This window comes from Streptomyces caelestis (assembly GCF_014205255.1).
GTDB lineage: Bacteria > Actinomycetota > Actinomycetes > Streptomycetales > Streptomycetaceae > Streptomyces > Streptomyces caelestis.
The window spans coordinates 7,185,972-7,201,465 of record NZ_JACHNE010000001.1 but is presented as its reverse complement, the minus strand read 5'-3'; the positions used below and the strand labels follow the sequence as shown (position 1 = coordinate 7,201,465).

Below are 15,494 nucleotides of genomic sequence, written 5' to 3'. Positions count from 1 at the left end.
AGCAAGGCCGTTGACCTTCCACCGAGGAGAAAGCGTACGCATGTCTACTGAAGTCACTGATTCAGCTGTTCCTCCGCCGGCCACGCCCCCGTCGGAACCGTCCCGACGCACGTTTGTCGCCGCGACCGCCGCTGTCGGTGGTGCTGTAGTGGCGGGCGGCCTGGTCGCGGGACCGTTCGGCCTGGGCGCCGAGGAGGCGGCCGCCGCTGACGCGCCGCCCAGCGGCCGTGTCTCCCTGACCGTCAACGGCAAGCGGCACACCGTCACCGTCGACAACCGGACCTCGCTGCTGGATCTGCTGCGAGAGCATCTGGACCTCACCGGCAGCAAGAAGGGCTGCAACGCCGGTGCTTGCGGGGCCTGCACGGTCCTGGTCGACGGACGGCGGGTCAACTCCTGCCTGACGCTGGCGATACGGCTGGAGGGCGCCGAGGTCACCACCATCGAGGGTCTGGCCGACGGCGACGAACTGCACCCGCTGCAGCAGGCGTTCATCGAACAGGACGCCTTTCAGTGCGGCTACTGCACCCCTGGCCAGATCATGTCCGGCGTCGGCTGCATCCAGGAGGGCCACACCGGCTCCAAGGACGAGATCGGGGAGTGGATGAGCGGCAACATCTGCCGCTGCGGCTGTTACGTCAAGATCGTGCGCGCGGTCGAGCAGACCGCGCACGGGAAGTGAGTGCCATGTACCCCTTCTCCTACACCACGGCGGACAGCACCCGCGAGGCCCTGGACGCGGGCCGGCGCGGCGGGCGGTACATCGCCGGCGGTACCACCCTGGTCGACCTCATGCGCGAGACCGTCGAACGCCCCAGAACCCTGGTCGACATCACGGCTCTGCCCCTGCGGGAGGTCACCGTCACCGAGCGCGGCGGCCTGCGCATCGGCGCCCTGGTGCGGATGGCCGAGGCCGCCGCCCATCCCAAGGTGCGCACTCTCTACCCCGTGATCTCGCAGGCGCTGGAGCTGAGCGCGTCGGCCCAGTTGCGGAACATGGCCACCATCGGCGGGAACATCATGCAGCGCACCCGGTGCACGTACTTCCGTGACGTCACCGCGAACTGCAACAAGCGCGAGCCGGGCTCCGGCTGTGCGGCACTGGAAGGCTTCAACCGTACGCACGCGATCCTGGGCACGTCCGCGGACTGCGTGGCCACCCACCCCTCGGACGTGGCCGTCGCCTTCGCCGCGCTGGAGGCGACCGTCCACCTGCTCGGCCCGGCCGGGGAACGCAGCGTCCCCTTCGCCGACTTCCTGCTCCGGCCCGGCAGCACCCCCAACCGCGAACAGGCCCTCCGCCCCGGTGAGTTGATCACCGCCGTGGAGATCCCGGCCCACCCCCGTCCCCTCAAGTCCGGCTATCTGAAGGTCCGCGACCGGCAGTCGTACGAGTTCGCCCTGACCTCCGCGGCCGTCGCCCTGCACGTACGCGGCGGGCGGATCCAGGAGGCGAAGGTGGCCGCCGGAGGCGTCGGCACCGTGCCGTGGAAGCTGCCCGCCGTCGAGCGTCACCTCATCGGCGAACGACCGTCGGAAAGCCTGTGGGCCGCGGCGGCCGAACGCGCCGCCGAGGGGGCCCGCCCCTTGGAGCACAACCGCTTCAAGGTCGAGTTGCTGAAACGGACCGTCGAACGCCAGCTGCGCGTCGTAGGAGGTACCAAATGAGCCCCCAGCCGCAGGCAGCCGTCGGAGCGCCGCTCTCCCGCGTGGACGGCCGGCTGAAGGTGACCGGGAAGGCGACATACGCCGCCGAGCACGACATCAAGGGCGTGGTCCACGCCGTCGTCGTCGACAGCACCGTCGCCCGCGGCCGGATCACCGGCATCGACACCCGCGCCGCCCTCGCCCAGCCCGGCGTCCTGAAGGTGATCAGCCACCTCAACGCGCCCAAGCTGGCCTACCGCGACAACCCCGCCTCGATCGACCCGCTGGAAGGCGACAGACTGCACGTCTTCCAGGACGACCAGGTCCACTTCCACGGGCAGCCGATCGCCGTCGTCGTCGCCACCACGCTGGAGACGGCGCAGCACGCGGCGAGCCTGGTGAAGGTCTCCTACGACGCCCAGCCGCCGTCGACCGACATGGCCGACCCGGCCGACCGCCCGGACTGGAAGCCGATCACGTACGCGCGCGGTGACGCGGACAAGGCGCTCGACTCCGCCGCTGTACGGCTGGACGTGACGTACCGGATGGGCCGCAACCACCACAACCCGATGGAGCCGCACGCCACCATCGCCCGCTGGGACGGGGACAAGCTGACCCTGTGGGACAAGACCCAGTGGGTGCCCGGCACGCAGGTCGAGCTGGCCGCCGTGTTCGGTATCCCGCAGGAGTCGGTCCGTGTCATCTCGCCGTTCGTCGGCGGCGGGTTCGGCGGCGCGATCCGCTCCTGGCCGCACGTCACGATCGCGGCCGTCGCCGCCCGTGAGACGGGCCGCCCGGTCAAACTCGTGCTCTCGCGCAAGCAGCTCTACTTCGGGGTCGGTTACCGGCCCACGTACGAGTTCCGGCTGGGCCTGGGCAGTGACCGGCGCGGACGCCTGACCGCCATGGTCAACGACGTCACGGCCGAGACCTCGACGTACGAGAACTTCGTGGAAGAGGGCATCCTGGCCCCCGGCAACATGTTCTACAGCACCCCCAACGTCCGCCAGGAATACCGGACGGTGTCGCTCGACGTGAACACACCGTGCTGGATGCGCGGGCCCGGCTACGCCACCGGCTCCTTCGCCGTCGAGTCGGCGATGGACGAACTCGCCCACGAACTCGGCATCGACCCGATCGAGCTGCGCCGGCGCAACGAGCCGGCCGAGGACGAGTCGAACGGACTGCCGTTCTCCACCCGGCGGCTGCGCGAGTGCTACACCACCGGCGCCCGCGAGTTCGGCTGGCACCGCCGCAACCCCAAGCCCCGCTCGACCCGCGACGGCGACTGGCTGATCGGCACCGGCATGGCCGCCGGCGTCTACCACCACCTCTACTGGGCAGCCCAGGCGTCGGTCCGGCTCAACGCCGACGGCACGGCTCTGGTCGAAGCCGCGACCAGCGACATGGGTCCCGGCACCTACACCTCCCAGAGCCAGCTCGCCGCCGACGCCCTCGGCCTGACCATACGCAACGTGACCTTCCGTCTCGGCGACTCCCGCATGCCGGTGACCCCGCCGCACGGCGGCTCCATGACCATGGCCAACGTCGGCTCCGCCGTCCAGGACGGCTGCGACAAGCTGCGCAAGCAGGCGATCGAACTCGCCGTCGAGGACGAGGACTCGCCGCTGTACGGCGCCGACGCCGACACCGTCGTCGTACGCGGCGGGCGGCTGTACGTGAAGGACAACCCCGCGCGCGGGGAGACCTACCAGCGGCTGCTGGCCCGCAACAACCGCACCCACCTCGAAGTGCTCGGCTCCTACACCCCCGAAGAGTCCCACCGGGCCTCGGTGCACTCCTACGGCGCGGTGTTCACCGAGGTCGCCGTCGACGCCCGCCTCGGTCTTGTCCGGATGCGGCGGATGCTCGGCGTGTACGACGTGGGCCGCGTCATCAGCCCCAAGCTCGCCGACAGCCAGGCCCTGGGCGGCATGGTCGGCGGCATCGGGCAAGCCCTGCTGGAGCACACGGTCATGGACCAGCGCGACGGCCGCATCGTCAACGCCGACCTGGCCAACTATCTCGTCCCCGTCAACGCCGACATCCCCGACCTCAAGGCCATCTACCTCGACGGGGAGGACCACGAGGCCGATCCCATCGGCGTCAAGGGCATCGGCGAAGTCGTCCAGCTCGGGGTGGCCGCCGCCCTCACCAACGCGGTCTTCCACGCCACCGGACGCCGCATCCGCGACCTGCCCATCACGGCCGAAGCCCTGCTCTGAGCAACCAGGCTCGCCACGACCGCCCTGCGGGCCACCCCCCGCCACGCAGGGCACACCAGGGCCGCCGCCGCGAACTCCGTCCCCCCGGCGGTGCGGCGGCGGCCCGTTCACCACGTCCTCGAGGAAGACCCGTCCATGCTGAACATCGCGGAAACGCTGCACGCCTGGTGCGGGGAAGCCCGTCCCTTCGCCCTCGCCACCGTCGTCGACGTCAACGGCAGCGCACCCCTGCCCCCCGGCACCGCGCTCGCCGTGAGCGCCGACGGCGACGTGATCGGCAGCGTCTCCGGCGGCTGCGTGGAGGGAGCGGTCTACGAACTGTGCCGGGAGACACTCGAATCCGGCGGTGCTCCGGTACTGACGCGCTTCGGCTACTCGGACTCCGACGCCTTCGCCGTGGGCCTGACCTGCGGTGGCGAAATCGAGATCCTGGTACAGCGGGTGGATCCCGCGGTGCAGCCCCATCTCACCGCAGCCCTCGCCGAAATGGTGGCGGGCCGACCAGCCGCGGTGGCCCAGGTCGTGGACAGCCCGGAAGAACTCCTCGGCGGCACCCTTTACGTGCCTGCCGAGGGCCCGTACGACGGAACCCTGGGCGGGCAACGCGAGGACGAGGTTGTGGCGGCGCAGGCGCGTGCGCTGCTGCGGGCCGGCCGCACCGGCCGGATCGAGGTCGGCGGGGACGCCGACACCTGCCCCGAGCGGCTGTCGGTGCTCGTCCACACCAGTGCCCGGCCTCCCCACATGCTGATCTTCGGTGCCGTCGACTTCGCCGACGCGCTGAGCGAGGCGGGGCGTTTTCTGGGCTACCGAGTCACCGTGTGCGACGCCCGTCCTGTCTTCGCCACCCGCGCCCGCTTCCCGCACGCGGACGAGGTCGTGACCGACTGGCCGCACCGGTACCTGGCCGCCACCGAAGTGGACTCCCGTACCGCCATCTGCGTCCTCACCCACGACGCCAAGTTCGACATCCCCCTCCTGCGCCTCGCGCTGAGCCTGCCGGTCGGCTACATCGGGGCCATGGGCTCGCGGCGCACCCACGAACAGCGCCTGGAACTACTGCGGGACACCGGCGTACCGGAGGCAGACCTCGCCCGCCTCAACTCCCCGATAGGGCTCGACCTGGGCGCCCACACACCCCAGGAAACGGCCATTTCCATCACCGCCGAGATCATCACCCACGCCCACGACGGCACCGGCCTGCCCCTGTCTCGCCGTACCGGCCCGATCCATGCCCCGGTGACGGCGTCGTGGAAGGGGGCACTGGCGGACCCCCCGAAAAGCAGTACCCCGTACGCGGGCCCGGTCGTGGCCGACGGGTGGTTGCCTGGATGAGGGGCGAGTGCGCCCGGAAATCGGAAACCTAAGAACGGAGTTATCTGATGCAGCACGTCTCACTCGGTGGGCTGAACGTCTCCCGGATCGGCCTGGGCGCCATGGGGATGTCCGCCTTCTACTCCGGTGCGAGCACCGATGACGCCGAGTCGATCCGCGCCATCCACCGGGCACTGGACCTGGGCGTCACCCATCTCGACACGGCCGAGATCTACGGGCCGTTCATCAATGAGGAACTGGTCGGCCAGGCCCTCCGAGGCCGCCGTGACCAGGTCGTCCTGGCCACGAAGTTCGGCATGTACTCGCACGCCGGCGGCGGACCGTACGTCCTCGACAGCAGCCCGGCGAACATCCGCACCGCCGTCGAAGGCTCCCTGAAGCGGCTCGGCACCGACTACATCGACCTGTACTACCAGCACCGGGTCGACCCCGACACCCCGATCGAGGAGACCGTCGGCGCCCTGGCCGAGCTGGTCGCCGAGGGCAAGGTCCGCCACATCGGCCTGTCCGAGGCCGGGGGCGAGACGATCCGCCGCGCCCACGCCGTCCACCCGGTCGCCGCACTGCAGACCGAGTACTCGCTGTGGACCCGTGACCTGGAGGCCGAACTGCTGCCGCTGCTGCGCGAACTCGGCATCGGCCTGGTGCCCTACTCGCCGCTCGGCCACGGCTTCCTCACCGGCACGTTCCGCTCCACCGACGACATCGCCGACGACGACTGGCGCAAGACCAACCCGCGCTTCACCGGCGAGAACCTCCAGCTCAACCTGCGCATCGTCGACGAGGTCCAGGCCATCGCCACCGAGGTCGACGCCACTACGGCTCAGATCGCCCTGGCCTGGCTCCTCGCGCAGGGCGACGACATCGCCCCGATCCCCGGCACCAAGCGGGCCGCCCGCGTCGAGGAGAACACCGCGGCCGACGGCATCGAGCTCAGCACCGGGCAGCTCGACCGGCTGAACAACCTCACCCCGCCCGTCGGTGAGCGCCACGACGAGAGCGGCATGGCCGCCATCGAGCGCTGACCGCCGTCCAGCTCTGTGCCGGACACGCGGGTGGCCTCGGCCTGATCATGTGCTCCACCAAGGACGCACCTGATCAGACCGCGGCCGTGGAGAAGAAGAGTGTGCTGCAACAGGGGGACCAGTATGAGGTGTTCTCGACGCTGTCACGCTTCCGTAGCGACTTCTACGACTGCCTGCCCTGACGCGGTGACGCGCTGTTCGAGCTCACCGACGCCCTGCTGAGACGCCTGGCGTTGACCGGCTGCGGCGGACGAATGCCGGGCTGCCGCTGTCGAAGGCGGCGGTCGGCCGCCTGGTCCTGGCGGACGACGTTTCGCCTTGGCTGCGGCCGGACGCCGCCACTTGCCCGAACCGCTCCTCCTGCCACACCTACTGCCGGGGTGATGCCAAGCACCAGATGACCCCGGGCCGGGCCTACTCGGTCGTGGCCGCGCTGGAGGCCGGCCGCACGTCGTGGATTGCGGCGCTGGATGCGCTCCGCCTTCAGCCCGGCGTCAGCCTTGCCGCTGTCACCAGCGTCCAGCTGCGCGATGTCGTCGAGCGGCTCAACGCCGCCGGGCAGTGGCACGAGGCAAACCCGAAGAGTTGCGGTGGTCCTCGGCTCCGGCTACGACGCCCCGCGCATCCCCCACAAATCGCCATCCACGATTCACGGCCAAGTACTCACAGCAGCACGAGCAGCCGAATCGCCAGATTAGTCACGCCCGACCAGGGCAACCCAACAAGATCGTGTTACGAGCTCTACGGGGGTACTGGCAGACCCCTGGACGAAGGAGACCCCCTCCAGCAGCCGACACCGGGTCTGCGGATGCTTAACTGAATTCGAGCAGGGGGACGGCTTGGCGAGATAAAGCATAGTCCCGCGAAAGCAGTCCCATCGCAGGTCACGAATCGTCTGACTGTGGCTTGAAAGCGGCCAGGCCGACCAACACAGCGATTCAGGAATTACACAATCGCCTCAGCCGAGCAGAAGGTCGCCGTCCCTGCAGGCCCAGTTTCACGCCTACCGCGACCTGTCGGAATCTCTCGCGCTCAACGATCAGCCGCCTTCAGCAAACCCAAGCTGAAGTAAAAGAACGAAGAGGAGAAGAACCGTCGTGAAACGCCGTGGATTCATGGCCGCCGGCCTTGGAGTGGGCGCAGCATCTGTCCTGCCTCTTTCAACCGCTCAGGCGAAAACACCAAAACCGTCTGCGCCGAATTCAGGCCCGTCGAGCACGCAGCGCCGCATGCTCGGCTCACTGGAAGTGTCTGCCCTGGGGCTCGGCTGCCAGAACTTCGCCGGGATGTATGGACCGCCGATCGACACGAAGGAAGCGATCCGGGTAATCCGGGCGGCCTATGACCGGGGCGTCACGTTTTTCGATATCGCCGAAGTCTACGGGCCGTACCTTGGCGAAGAGATAGTCGGCAAGGCACTGGCGCCGATGCGCGACCAGGTGGTTATCGCCACCAAGTTCGGGTTCGACATCAGTCGGGACGGGCAGATTCAGGGACTCAACAGCCGTCCTGACCATATCAAGCGGGTGACCAATCAGTCGCTCCGACGCCTGAAGACCGATTACATCGATCTCATGTATCAACACCGCGTTGATCCCAAGGTGCCCATCGAGGAGGTGGCCGGGACGGTACAGGAGTTGATCTCCCAGGGCAAAATACGCCACTTCGGACTTTCTGCCGCGGGCGGAGCTACCATTCGGCGCGCGCACAAAGTGCAGCGCATCACGGCGGTGCAGAACGAATACTCCGTCTGGACCCGCGATCCGGAGATAGAAGTTCTCCGGGCCTGTGAAGAGCTGGGTATCGGGTTCGTGCCGTGGAGTCCGCTCGGGATGGGTTATCTGACCGGCACCGTCACTCCGTTGATGGTGCATGGCCCCGCGGATCTGCGGGCTAGCCTCCCCCGCTTCACCCCGGAGGCCCGCCGCGCGAACTGGCCCGTCGTCGAACTGCTGCAGCGCGTGGGTGCACGCAAGCAAGCGACGCCTGCCCAAATAGCGCTCGCCTGGCTGCTCGCCCGCAAGCCGTGGATCGTGCCCATTCCGGGGCCGATCACACAGGGGCACATGGACGAAAACATGGACGCGCTTCAGGTCCAGCTGACCGCCGCCGACATCGCGGACATCGAGGACGGCTTCGCTCAAATCCGGGTGCAGGGCGCGCGATTGAGCGAACCGATGCTTGCGATGATCGACGTCGGGGCCAAGCTGGGGACGAGCTCTGACGGTGGGCACGGCAATTCGCCCCTGCCGTAGAAGCCTTCCGCTTACCATTCGACGGTCTTGATCAGTCGGACACGGTTCCTGTTCGGGTGATCTCTCGGCAGCCGTGGCACAACGGCAGGGCCTCCTGGGAGCTCGGGGTTGCGATCCCGACCGAGCAGCGCCAGGAGGCCCTGTGCCGCAGTCTTTCGTGCTCGCCCTCCGCAGAATCCAACGCGACGTCACCATGGCGTGTGACTGCCTCGCGCACAGGCTCGACAACGCGGCGGACGGTCCGGGCAGCGTGCGGTGTTACGGCTCCGATCTGACGCAGGCGGAGTGGCAGATCGTTAGGCCGTTGCTGCCGGTTCCCGCATGGCTTCAGGGGAGGGGCGGACGGCCGGAGGGCTATGTGCCACCGTGTGCTGCTGGATGCGGTCCGCCATGTCGTCGACAACTGCGTCAAGTGGGTCAACCTGGCCCGTGACTTCCCGCCGTACCGGCGTGTGCACGTGTTCGCCCGCCGCTGGCGGGTGACGGGTCTGCTCGCAGAACTGCACGACCGGCTGCGCGACAAGGTCCGTCAGCAGGAGGGCCGCTCACCGGACCCGATGGTTTGCCATCGTGGACTCGCAGTCGTTGTGGGCGGCGGCGCACATCCCGCGTTCAACGTCCAGCTGGGACGGCGGGAAGAAGGAAGATGGGGGCAGGCCACAAGCGGCACCTGGTCGTGGACTGTCTCGCCTCCATCCACCTGGTCTGGGCGGACGACGGCTATGCGGGCCGGCTGGTGGACTGGGCGGCCGAGAAGTGGGGGCTCACCCTTCAGATCGTCAAACGCTCCGACGACACGGCGGGTTCGTGGTGCTGCCGCGCGTCGCGGCGACCTCCTCGTCCTTGGCGAGGGTGTGGATGGCGCTGATCTTCTTCTGCGGCTTGGCCGGCTTGGCGACCTGACGGCCCGTGCGGCGCTTGGCCTCGTCCGGCGTCCCACCGCGATCTGCCCGGCGGCGGCATGAGGATCGTCGCGAATCGTTCCTCCTCGTCGGCGATCGACGCGAGGATGTTGTGGACGGCGAAGGACACCTCCGCGACCTGGCGGGCTACGCCACCATGGGCGGCCTCGGCCTGGCTCCCCTGCTCGTCCTCGCCGCCGTACATGCCACAGGGGCCGACATGCCCGGGGGACGCCGCAGTGAGCCGCCTCCCCTCCGGTGGCCCCAAGACCCTACCGGTCGGTTCGGAGCGGGCCTGCCCGGCCATGTCGGGTGCCCGTTCCGGCTGGCTCAGCAGTGCGGCCGGCCGTCGCGACAGAGCCGGTTGCGACCGGGCGTGCGGCGGGTGACTGGCGGCGCGGATGTGCCTACCGATCATGAAGCCGGCACCGACCACGGCGGCTCGCAGAGCAGTCATGGGTTCCTCGCTCCGGCGGCGGTGGTGACCGGACGGCTGCGGTAGCGGTGGACGAGCTCCCGGGCTGCCACCTGCATGCGCACCGGCGGCAGTCCCGCCCGGATCTGCAGGAGGTCGTCGAGGACCATCTCGCCGATCTTCTCGAAAGCAGCTGGGATGCCGCCGGCCCGGTGCGCGGACAGGACGAGCCCCTCCACCGCACGGGCGGGGTGCTCGGCGGGCACCGGCTCCTCGGGCCACACGTCCAGTGCCGCGACGAAGCGGCCTTCTCTCACGAGCTCGACCAGGGCGGTGAAGTCGGCGACCGCGGCCCGGCTGACCAGGACCAGCCGGGTACCGGGGCGCAGTCGGCGCAGCCGTGCCTCGCTGAGCAGTCGCTCGCTCTCCTCGGTGATCGTGGCCAGGACGAAGAGGACCTGGCTGCCCTCCAGTACCTCGTCGAGCGAGGCCGGTGTGACTCCGGCCTCCTCCAGGTAGCTGTCCGGCAGCCAAGGGTCGTAGACCCGGACAACGGCCCTGAACGGCACCAGCAGTTCGTGCAGCGCGCGACCGAGGTTGCCGAAGCCGATGAAGCCGATCTCGGCGCCGCGCAGCAGAATGGAGTCGGAGTTGGCCGCGAAGGTGTACCCCTCGGTGCCGGCCCGGAAGGCGCGGTCCTCGCGGGTGATGCTCCGCGCCAGGTCGAGCGCGAGGCCGAGGGAGTACTCGGCCACGGCCTGTGCGTAGGCGGGTCCGCAGCCGAGCACGCGGACGCCGCGGTCCGCGCAGGCCGCGTAGTCGACGTTGGGGAAGAAGTTGCCCTCGACGTTGCACAGGGCGCGCAGGCGGACGGCACGCTCGATGCGTCCGGCGGGCAGGTCGGGCTGGCCGACCACGGCGAAGGCCCGGGGAAGCGCCAGGTCCAGCTGCCGTTCGGCGTCGGGGTGGCCATCGAGGTCGAGGACCTCGAACTCCTCGTGCAGCCGGCGCAGCGTTTCCGGGCTGAAGATCCGTTCGGTGGACTGGGGCGCCGGGTGAAGGACGACGAGTTCCTTGGGCTGGGTCATCAGACGGCTTTCTGTGGCGGAGAAAGGCGGGCCGGAGGAGGTACGGCGTTCAGGAAGGGGCACCGCGGCCGAGGCAGTGGGAACTGCTCACGGAACACCTCAACGGAACACCGGCGACCACGACCGGAATCGTCTCGCCGGTGTTCCGTTGACTGCGGTCAGTTCGCGGAGTGCTTGAGCTGCTTTCCGAAGAACTCAGCCAGCTTGGGCACCGCCCTGTTCACGTCCTTGTCGTACATGCTCATGTGAGTACCACCCGGGACGACGAAGAGTTCCTTCTCACCGTTCGCCTCCTTGTACGCCCGATCGCTGTGCCACTTCGAGCCGGCCTCGCTACCGGCGATCAGGAGCAGCGGCTGCGTCAGCAAGGTGTCGATACCGTCGAAGGCGTCGAACGCGTAGATCTTGTCCATGCTGCTCTTCAGGAAACGGTTCGGCGAGTTCTCATGCTTCCACCGGTCCGCCTGCCGGTAGTACTCGCTGGCTTCCACCATGTCGGGCTCGGTGACACCCTCAACCGAGTCGGGTACGTACGGAAGCATCGTGGGTTGAGCGCCGTTGGCCACTGCTGTGCGCTCCTGAGCGACATCCTCAAGACCGGCGCGCAGCTCCTCGGCGGTTCCCGTTCCCCTCCAGCCCTGACGGACACCGTCACCGTAATTGAACGAGGCCACGCCGGCGACGGCCTTGATGCGGTGGTCGGTCATCGTGGCGTTGATCGCGTATCCGCCGCCGGCGCAAATGCCGAGAGCTGCAATCCGCTCACGATCAACGGTGCGAAGCGTAGTGAGGTAGTCGACCGCGCTGCGTACGTCTTCCACCCGCTGTGCGGGGTCTTCGAGCAGACGGGGCTGCCCTTCACTCTGCCCCTGGTGGGACGCGTCATAGGCCAGCGCGATGTAGCCCTGCTGCGCCATGCGGTAGGCGTAAAGGCTTGCGGTCTGTTCCTTGATCCCGCCGGCCGGATGCACGACGACGATCGCCGGGTACTTCTTGCCCGGCTTCATCTTGGCCGGCGCGAACTGCACGCCGGCCATGTCGAGTTCCCCGTTCTTGAACGTGACCTGCTTGCGCGTGACAGTGCGGTCTGCGCGGACCGTCTTCTCGAAGGCCGCCAAGCTGGTGATCGTGTCCTGCTTCGCCGTGGCGCTCGCATTGGCGACCGTGACACCCGAGTCGGAACTCGCGCTGCCGGCGAACGCGATGGGGGTTGCGAGGCTCGTCAGGGCGACACCGAGAACCAAGACCCTCCTGGCCGCCAACGTCCGTGTGGTGTGGGTCAGCCTGTTTGTCATCGTGTAACTCCTGGATCGCTGGTTTGGTTGTCTGGCCACGTCCTGGTCGCAGGCCGACGCTGGATGACCATGTAAGGGGACTGCTTTCACGGGGCTATGTCTTTCTCCTCGCAGGCCGTGGCCGGCGTGGGCGCCACGCTCAGGCGTCGGTGTCGTCGTGGCCGAGGTTGCCGCCCAGCTCGCGGGAGGCTTCGACCTGCGCGAGGAGTTCCCTGGCCTTGGCCGAGACGCCCTCGATGGCGTCGGCGCCGGCGACGAAGCGCAGCGGCGGCTGGTCCTGTCCGGCGAGGGTCAGCAGGGCGTGGGCGAGCTTGGCGGGGTCGCCGGGCTGCTGCCCGTTGATGCTCTTCCAGGCTGCGACCGTGGCGGTGGTGCGCTCGGCGTAGTCGTCGATGGTCGGCTCGGGCCAAGTGGTGGAGGCGTCCACGAGCAGCTCGGTGCGGAAGTAGCCGGGCTCCACGATCGTGGTGCGGATGCCGTACGGCTTGATGTCGTGGTGCAGGGCCTCCATCCAGCCCTCGACGGCGAACTTGGAGGCCGCGTAGGCGGAGGTGAACTCCGTGCCGACCTGACCGGCGAGCGAGGAGATCGTGATGACATGACCGTCTCGCTGCCTGCGCATGACGGGCAGGACGGCGCGGGTGACGTTCATCGGGCCGAAGAGGTTGGTCTCGATCTGCTGCCGCATGTGCTCCGGGGAGACCTCCTCGAAGTAGCCGGCGAAGAAATTCCCGGCGTTGTTGATCAGGACGTCGATGCGGCCGAACCGGTCGACCGCGGCCTGCGCGGCCGCCTGCGCGTCCTCCAGGCTGGTCACATCCAGCTTGGTGACCAGCAGGTTGTCCTGCGGACCGCCGAGGGTCTTCTCGACGTCCTCGGGGCGGCGGCCGGTGGCGACGACCTGGTGGCCGGCCGCCAGGGCCTCGCGGACGATGTCCGTGCCGAGACCGCGTCCGGCACCGGTGATGAAGATGACCTTGCTCATGGGGATTCCTTACGTCGGGCTGCGCATACGGCGCCCGGTGTGGGGGGGGTGATTGACTGTGGCGGCCGGGCGATGGATGGGGGGTCAGCCCTGTTCGGTGGGCATGATCCACAGCTCGCCGATCGCGGTGCGCCGGGGGCGGGTGACCATGTAGGCGACGCCGTCGGCGATGTCGTCGGCGGTGAGGACCTCGATCCGCCCGATGACGGGGTCTACCAGCTCGTCACGGACCTCGGGCGTGTTGTGGCCGACCAGCTCGGTCTCCACGGCGCCTGGTTCCAGGACACCGACGCGCACGTGGCGCTGGGCGAGTTCCTGGCGCAGGGACTCGGTGAAGCCGTTCACGCCGAACTTGGTGAGGTTGTAGACGCCGTAGCCCTTGCTTGCCACGCGGCCCGCCTGCGAGCTGATGTTGACGATGTCGGCGACCTGGCGCGGGCCCTGTTCGGCGGCCTGCAGCAGATGCGGCAAGGCGGCACGGGTGGTGTAGAGCAGGCCCTGCAGGTTGACGGCGATCATGCGGTCCCACTCCTCGGCGTCCGCGCCGACGACGGGGCCCAGGAGCATCAGACCGGCATTGTTGACCAGCGTGTCCAGCCGTCCGAACCGCTCGACGACCTGCTCCACGGCCCCTTCGGCCTGATTACGGTCAGTGATGTCCGCTTCCACCACCAGCGTGGTGCCGCCCGCCTTCTCGATCTCGGCGGCGAGGTCTTCCAGGCGGTCCTTGCGGCGGGCCACGAGCGCGACGGATGCACCGTGCTCGGCGAGCTCGCGGGCGGTGGCGGCGCCGATCCCGCTGCTCGCGCCGGTGACGAGAGCGACGGTGCCGGTCAGTTTCGATGCCACGAGGCTTGTCCTCTTCTCCAGACGTATGGGTGCGGGGGCAGACAGCGGGCATTACTGATCCCTTATGCGCTCCTTCTCGCACATACTGCGCACATCGGCATCGTCGTGCGGATGCCGGGGGCAGTGTCGTGAGCCCGCTATCCAGGCAACCACCCGCGAACGCCCCGTGGGCCGCCGTAAAGGGCACCGCTCTTCCGGGGGTCTGCCAGTACCCCCTTCCAGGGCGCCGACCTGCCGGTTCCGGCCGTACGGTGGTTCCATGGACCGCAGCAGCGAGATCCGCGAGTTCCTGCGCACGCGCCGGGCCCGGATCACCCCCGAACAGGCCGGCCTCGCCCCGCACGGCGGCGCCCGCCGCGTGCCGGGGCTGCGCCGCGAGGAAGTCGCCCAGCTCGCCGGAGTCAGCGTCGACTACTACATCCGCCTGGAGCGAGGCCGCACCCAGGGCGTCTCCGAAACCGTCCTGGACGCCGTCGCCCGCGCCCTGCACCTCGACGAGACCGAACGCGCCCACCTCTTCGACCTCACCCAGCCCACCCCCGCCCGGACCCGCCGCAAGCGGCCGCTCGCCCCCCAGCGAGTCCACCCGGTCCTGTACCGGACCCTGGACTCACTCAGCGTCCCCGCGGTGGTCCAGGGGCGACGCACAGACGTCCTTGCCGCCAACAAGCTCGCCCACGCCCTCTACACCGACTTCGAAGCCAGGCCCCGCCGCGAACGCAACTTCGCCCGCTTCGTCTTCCTCGACGAGGCAGCCCGCACGCTGTACGCCGACTGGAACCAGGTCGCCGGCGACTGCCTGGCCATGCTGCGCCTGTACGCCGGACGCCACCCCGACGACCCGCAGCTCACCGAGCTGATCGGCGAGCTGTCCCTGCACAGCGACACCTTCCGCCGCCTGTGGGCCGACCACGACGTCATCGCCCACACCAGTGGCACCAAACGCCTCCACCACCCGCTCGTCGGCGACCTCACCCTCGACTACGTGGTTCTGGCGGTGGAAGGCGACCCCGAGCAGACCCTGGTCATCTACACCCCGGAGCCGGCGTCCCCCTCTGCCGAAGCCCTCAACATCCTCGCCAGCTGGACCAGCACGTCCACCACCCGCCCCCACACCTCCGGACAGACGCACAACCCAGCCGGCTGACACGCACGGACATGCGCAGCGCGAGCGCCCGACGCGGCCCATCGCCGCATCACGGCCATGTCCCAGCGCCTTCGCCAGGAGAAAGCACCATGGAATTCGCCAAGCAGCAGCCCACCGTCAAGGCACCGGCCGACTGGTTCACGGGTGACGTGTGGTTCGACGTGATCCACGCCGGCCAGGAGCCGTCCCGGAGGCGCGCCAACCTGGTGCGCTTCTCCCCCGGCGCACGCACCCACTGGCACTCTCACGCCCTGGGCCAGGCCCTGTACGTCGTCTCCGGCACCGCCCTGATCGGCACCCGCGACGGCACGGTCTTCGAGGCTCAC

The 15,494-nt window shown here is 69.0% G+C and carries 13 protein-coding genes and 3 pseudogenes; 11 read left to right on the top strand and 5 right to left on the bottom strand.

From position 1 onward, the window contains the following. Positions 1–40 precede the first annotated feature (40 nt). From HDA41_RS32700 to HDA41_RS32665, 9 genes and pseudogenes are all read left to right on the top strand, one after another. A complete protein-coding gene (locus HDA41_RS32700) occupies positions 41–682 on the top strand; it encodes a (2Fe-2S)-binding protein (RefSeq protein ID WP_184990407.1) in 642 nt (213 codons plus the stop codon). 5 nt (positions 683–687) lie between these two features. Next, a complete protein-coding gene (locus HDA41_RS32695; RefSeq protein ID WP_184990405.1) occupies positions 688–1,668 on the top strand; it encodes an FAD binding domain-containing protein in 981 nt (326 codons plus the stop codon). Beyond that, on the top strand, positions 1,665–3,872 hold the full coding sequence (locus tag HDA41_RS32690; protein ID WP_184990403.1) for a xanthine dehydrogenase family protein molybdopterin-binding subunit: 2,208 nt from the start codon (positions 1,665–1,667) through the stop codon (positions 3,870–3,872). Before HDA41_RS32695 ends, HDA41_RS32690 begins: the two co-directional genes overlap by 4 nt. Positions 3,873–4,007: 135 nt before the next feature. Beyond that, complete coding sequence (locus HDA41_RS32685; protein WP_184990401.1) at positions 4,008–5,207, top strand: XdhC family protein; 1,200 nt, start codon at positions 4,008–4,010, stop codon at positions 5,205–5,207. Between the two features lie 47 nt (positions 5,208–5,254). Further along, positions 5,255–6,232 carry an aldo/keto reductase gene (locus HDA41_RS32680; RefSeq protein ID WP_184990399.1) on the top strand — a complete coding sequence of 326 codons (978 nt, stop codon included), beginning with the start codon at positions 5,255–5,257 and terminating at the stop codon, positions 6,230–6,232. A gap of 241 nt (positions 6,233–6,473) precedes the next feature. Further along, positions 6,474–7,052, top strand: coding sequence for a hypothetical protein (locus HDA41_RS42825; protein ID WP_184993925.1), 579 nt, complete (start codon positions 6,474–6,476; stop codon positions 7,050–7,052). A gap of 277 nt (positions 7,053–7,329) precedes the next feature. After that, entirely contained in the window at positions 7,330–8,487 is a 1,158-nt protein-coding gene (locus HDA41_RS32670) for an aldo/keto reductase (RefSeq protein WP_230299546.1), read from the top strand. Between the two features lie 356 nt (positions 8,488–8,843). Beyond that, positions 8,844–8,933 (top strand): annotated as a pseudogene (locus HDA41_RS42820) (hypothetical protein); the annotation flags it as partial. A 200-nt stretch (positions 8,934–9,133) separates the two neighbouring features. Then, positions 9,134–9,355: a hypothetical protein gene (locus tag HDA41_RS32665; protein ID WP_184990397.1), complete on the top strand. Its 222-nt coding sequence runs from the start codon at positions 9,134–9,136 to the stop codon at positions 9,353–9,355. 131 nt (positions 9,356–9,486) lie between these two features. On the opposite strand, the pseudogene HDA41_RS42405 reads toward HDA41_RS32665, so the two are convergent. The 5 genes and pseudogenes from HDA41_RS42405 to HDA41_RS32645 form a co-directional block, all read right to left on the bottom strand. Next, a pseudogene (locus HDA41_RS42405) lies at positions 9,487–9,594 on the bottom strand (hypothetical protein); the annotation flags it as partial. A 248-nt stretch (positions 9,595–9,842) separates the two neighbouring features. After that, positions 9,843–10,892, bottom strand: a complete 1,050-nt coding sequence (locus HDA41_RS32660) for an NAD(P)-dependent oxidoreductase (protein WP_184990395.1) — start codon at positions 10,890–10,892, stop codon at positions 9,843–9,845. A 158-nt stretch (positions 10,893–11,050) separates the two neighbouring features. Next, entirely contained in the window at positions 11,051–12,187 is a 1,137-nt protein-coding gene (locus HDA41_RS32655) for an alpha/beta hydrolase (RefSeq protein WP_184990393.1), read from the bottom strand. Positions 12,188–12,326: 139 nt separating this feature from the next. Next, positions 12,327–13,172, bottom strand: a complete 846-nt coding sequence (locus HDA41_RS32650; protein WP_184990391.1) for an SDR family oxidoreductase — start codon at positions 13,170–13,172, stop codon at positions 12,327–12,329. Positions 13,173–13,256: 84 nt separating this feature from the next. Next, positions 13,257–14,021 carry an SDR family NAD(P)-dependent oxidoreductase gene (locus HDA41_RS32645; RefSeq protein ID WP_184990389.1) on the bottom strand — a complete coding sequence of 255 codons (765 nt, stop codon included), beginning with the start codon at positions 14,019–14,021 and terminating at the stop codon, positions 13,257–13,259. 259 nt (positions 14,022–14,280) lie between these two features. On the opposite strand from HDA41_RS32645, the gene HDA41_RS32640 reads away from it, so the two are divergent. Further along, positions 14,281–15,168 carry a helix-turn-helix transcriptional regulator gene (locus tag HDA41_RS32640; protein WP_184990387.1) on the top strand — a complete coding sequence of 296 codons (888 nt, stop codon included), beginning with the start codon at positions 14,281–14,283 and terminating at the stop codon, positions 15,166–15,168. 89 nt (positions 15,169–15,257) lie between these two features. Continuing rightward, positions 15,258–15,494 (top strand): annotated as a pseudogene (locus HDA41_RS32635) (cupin domain-containing protein); the annotation flags it as partial.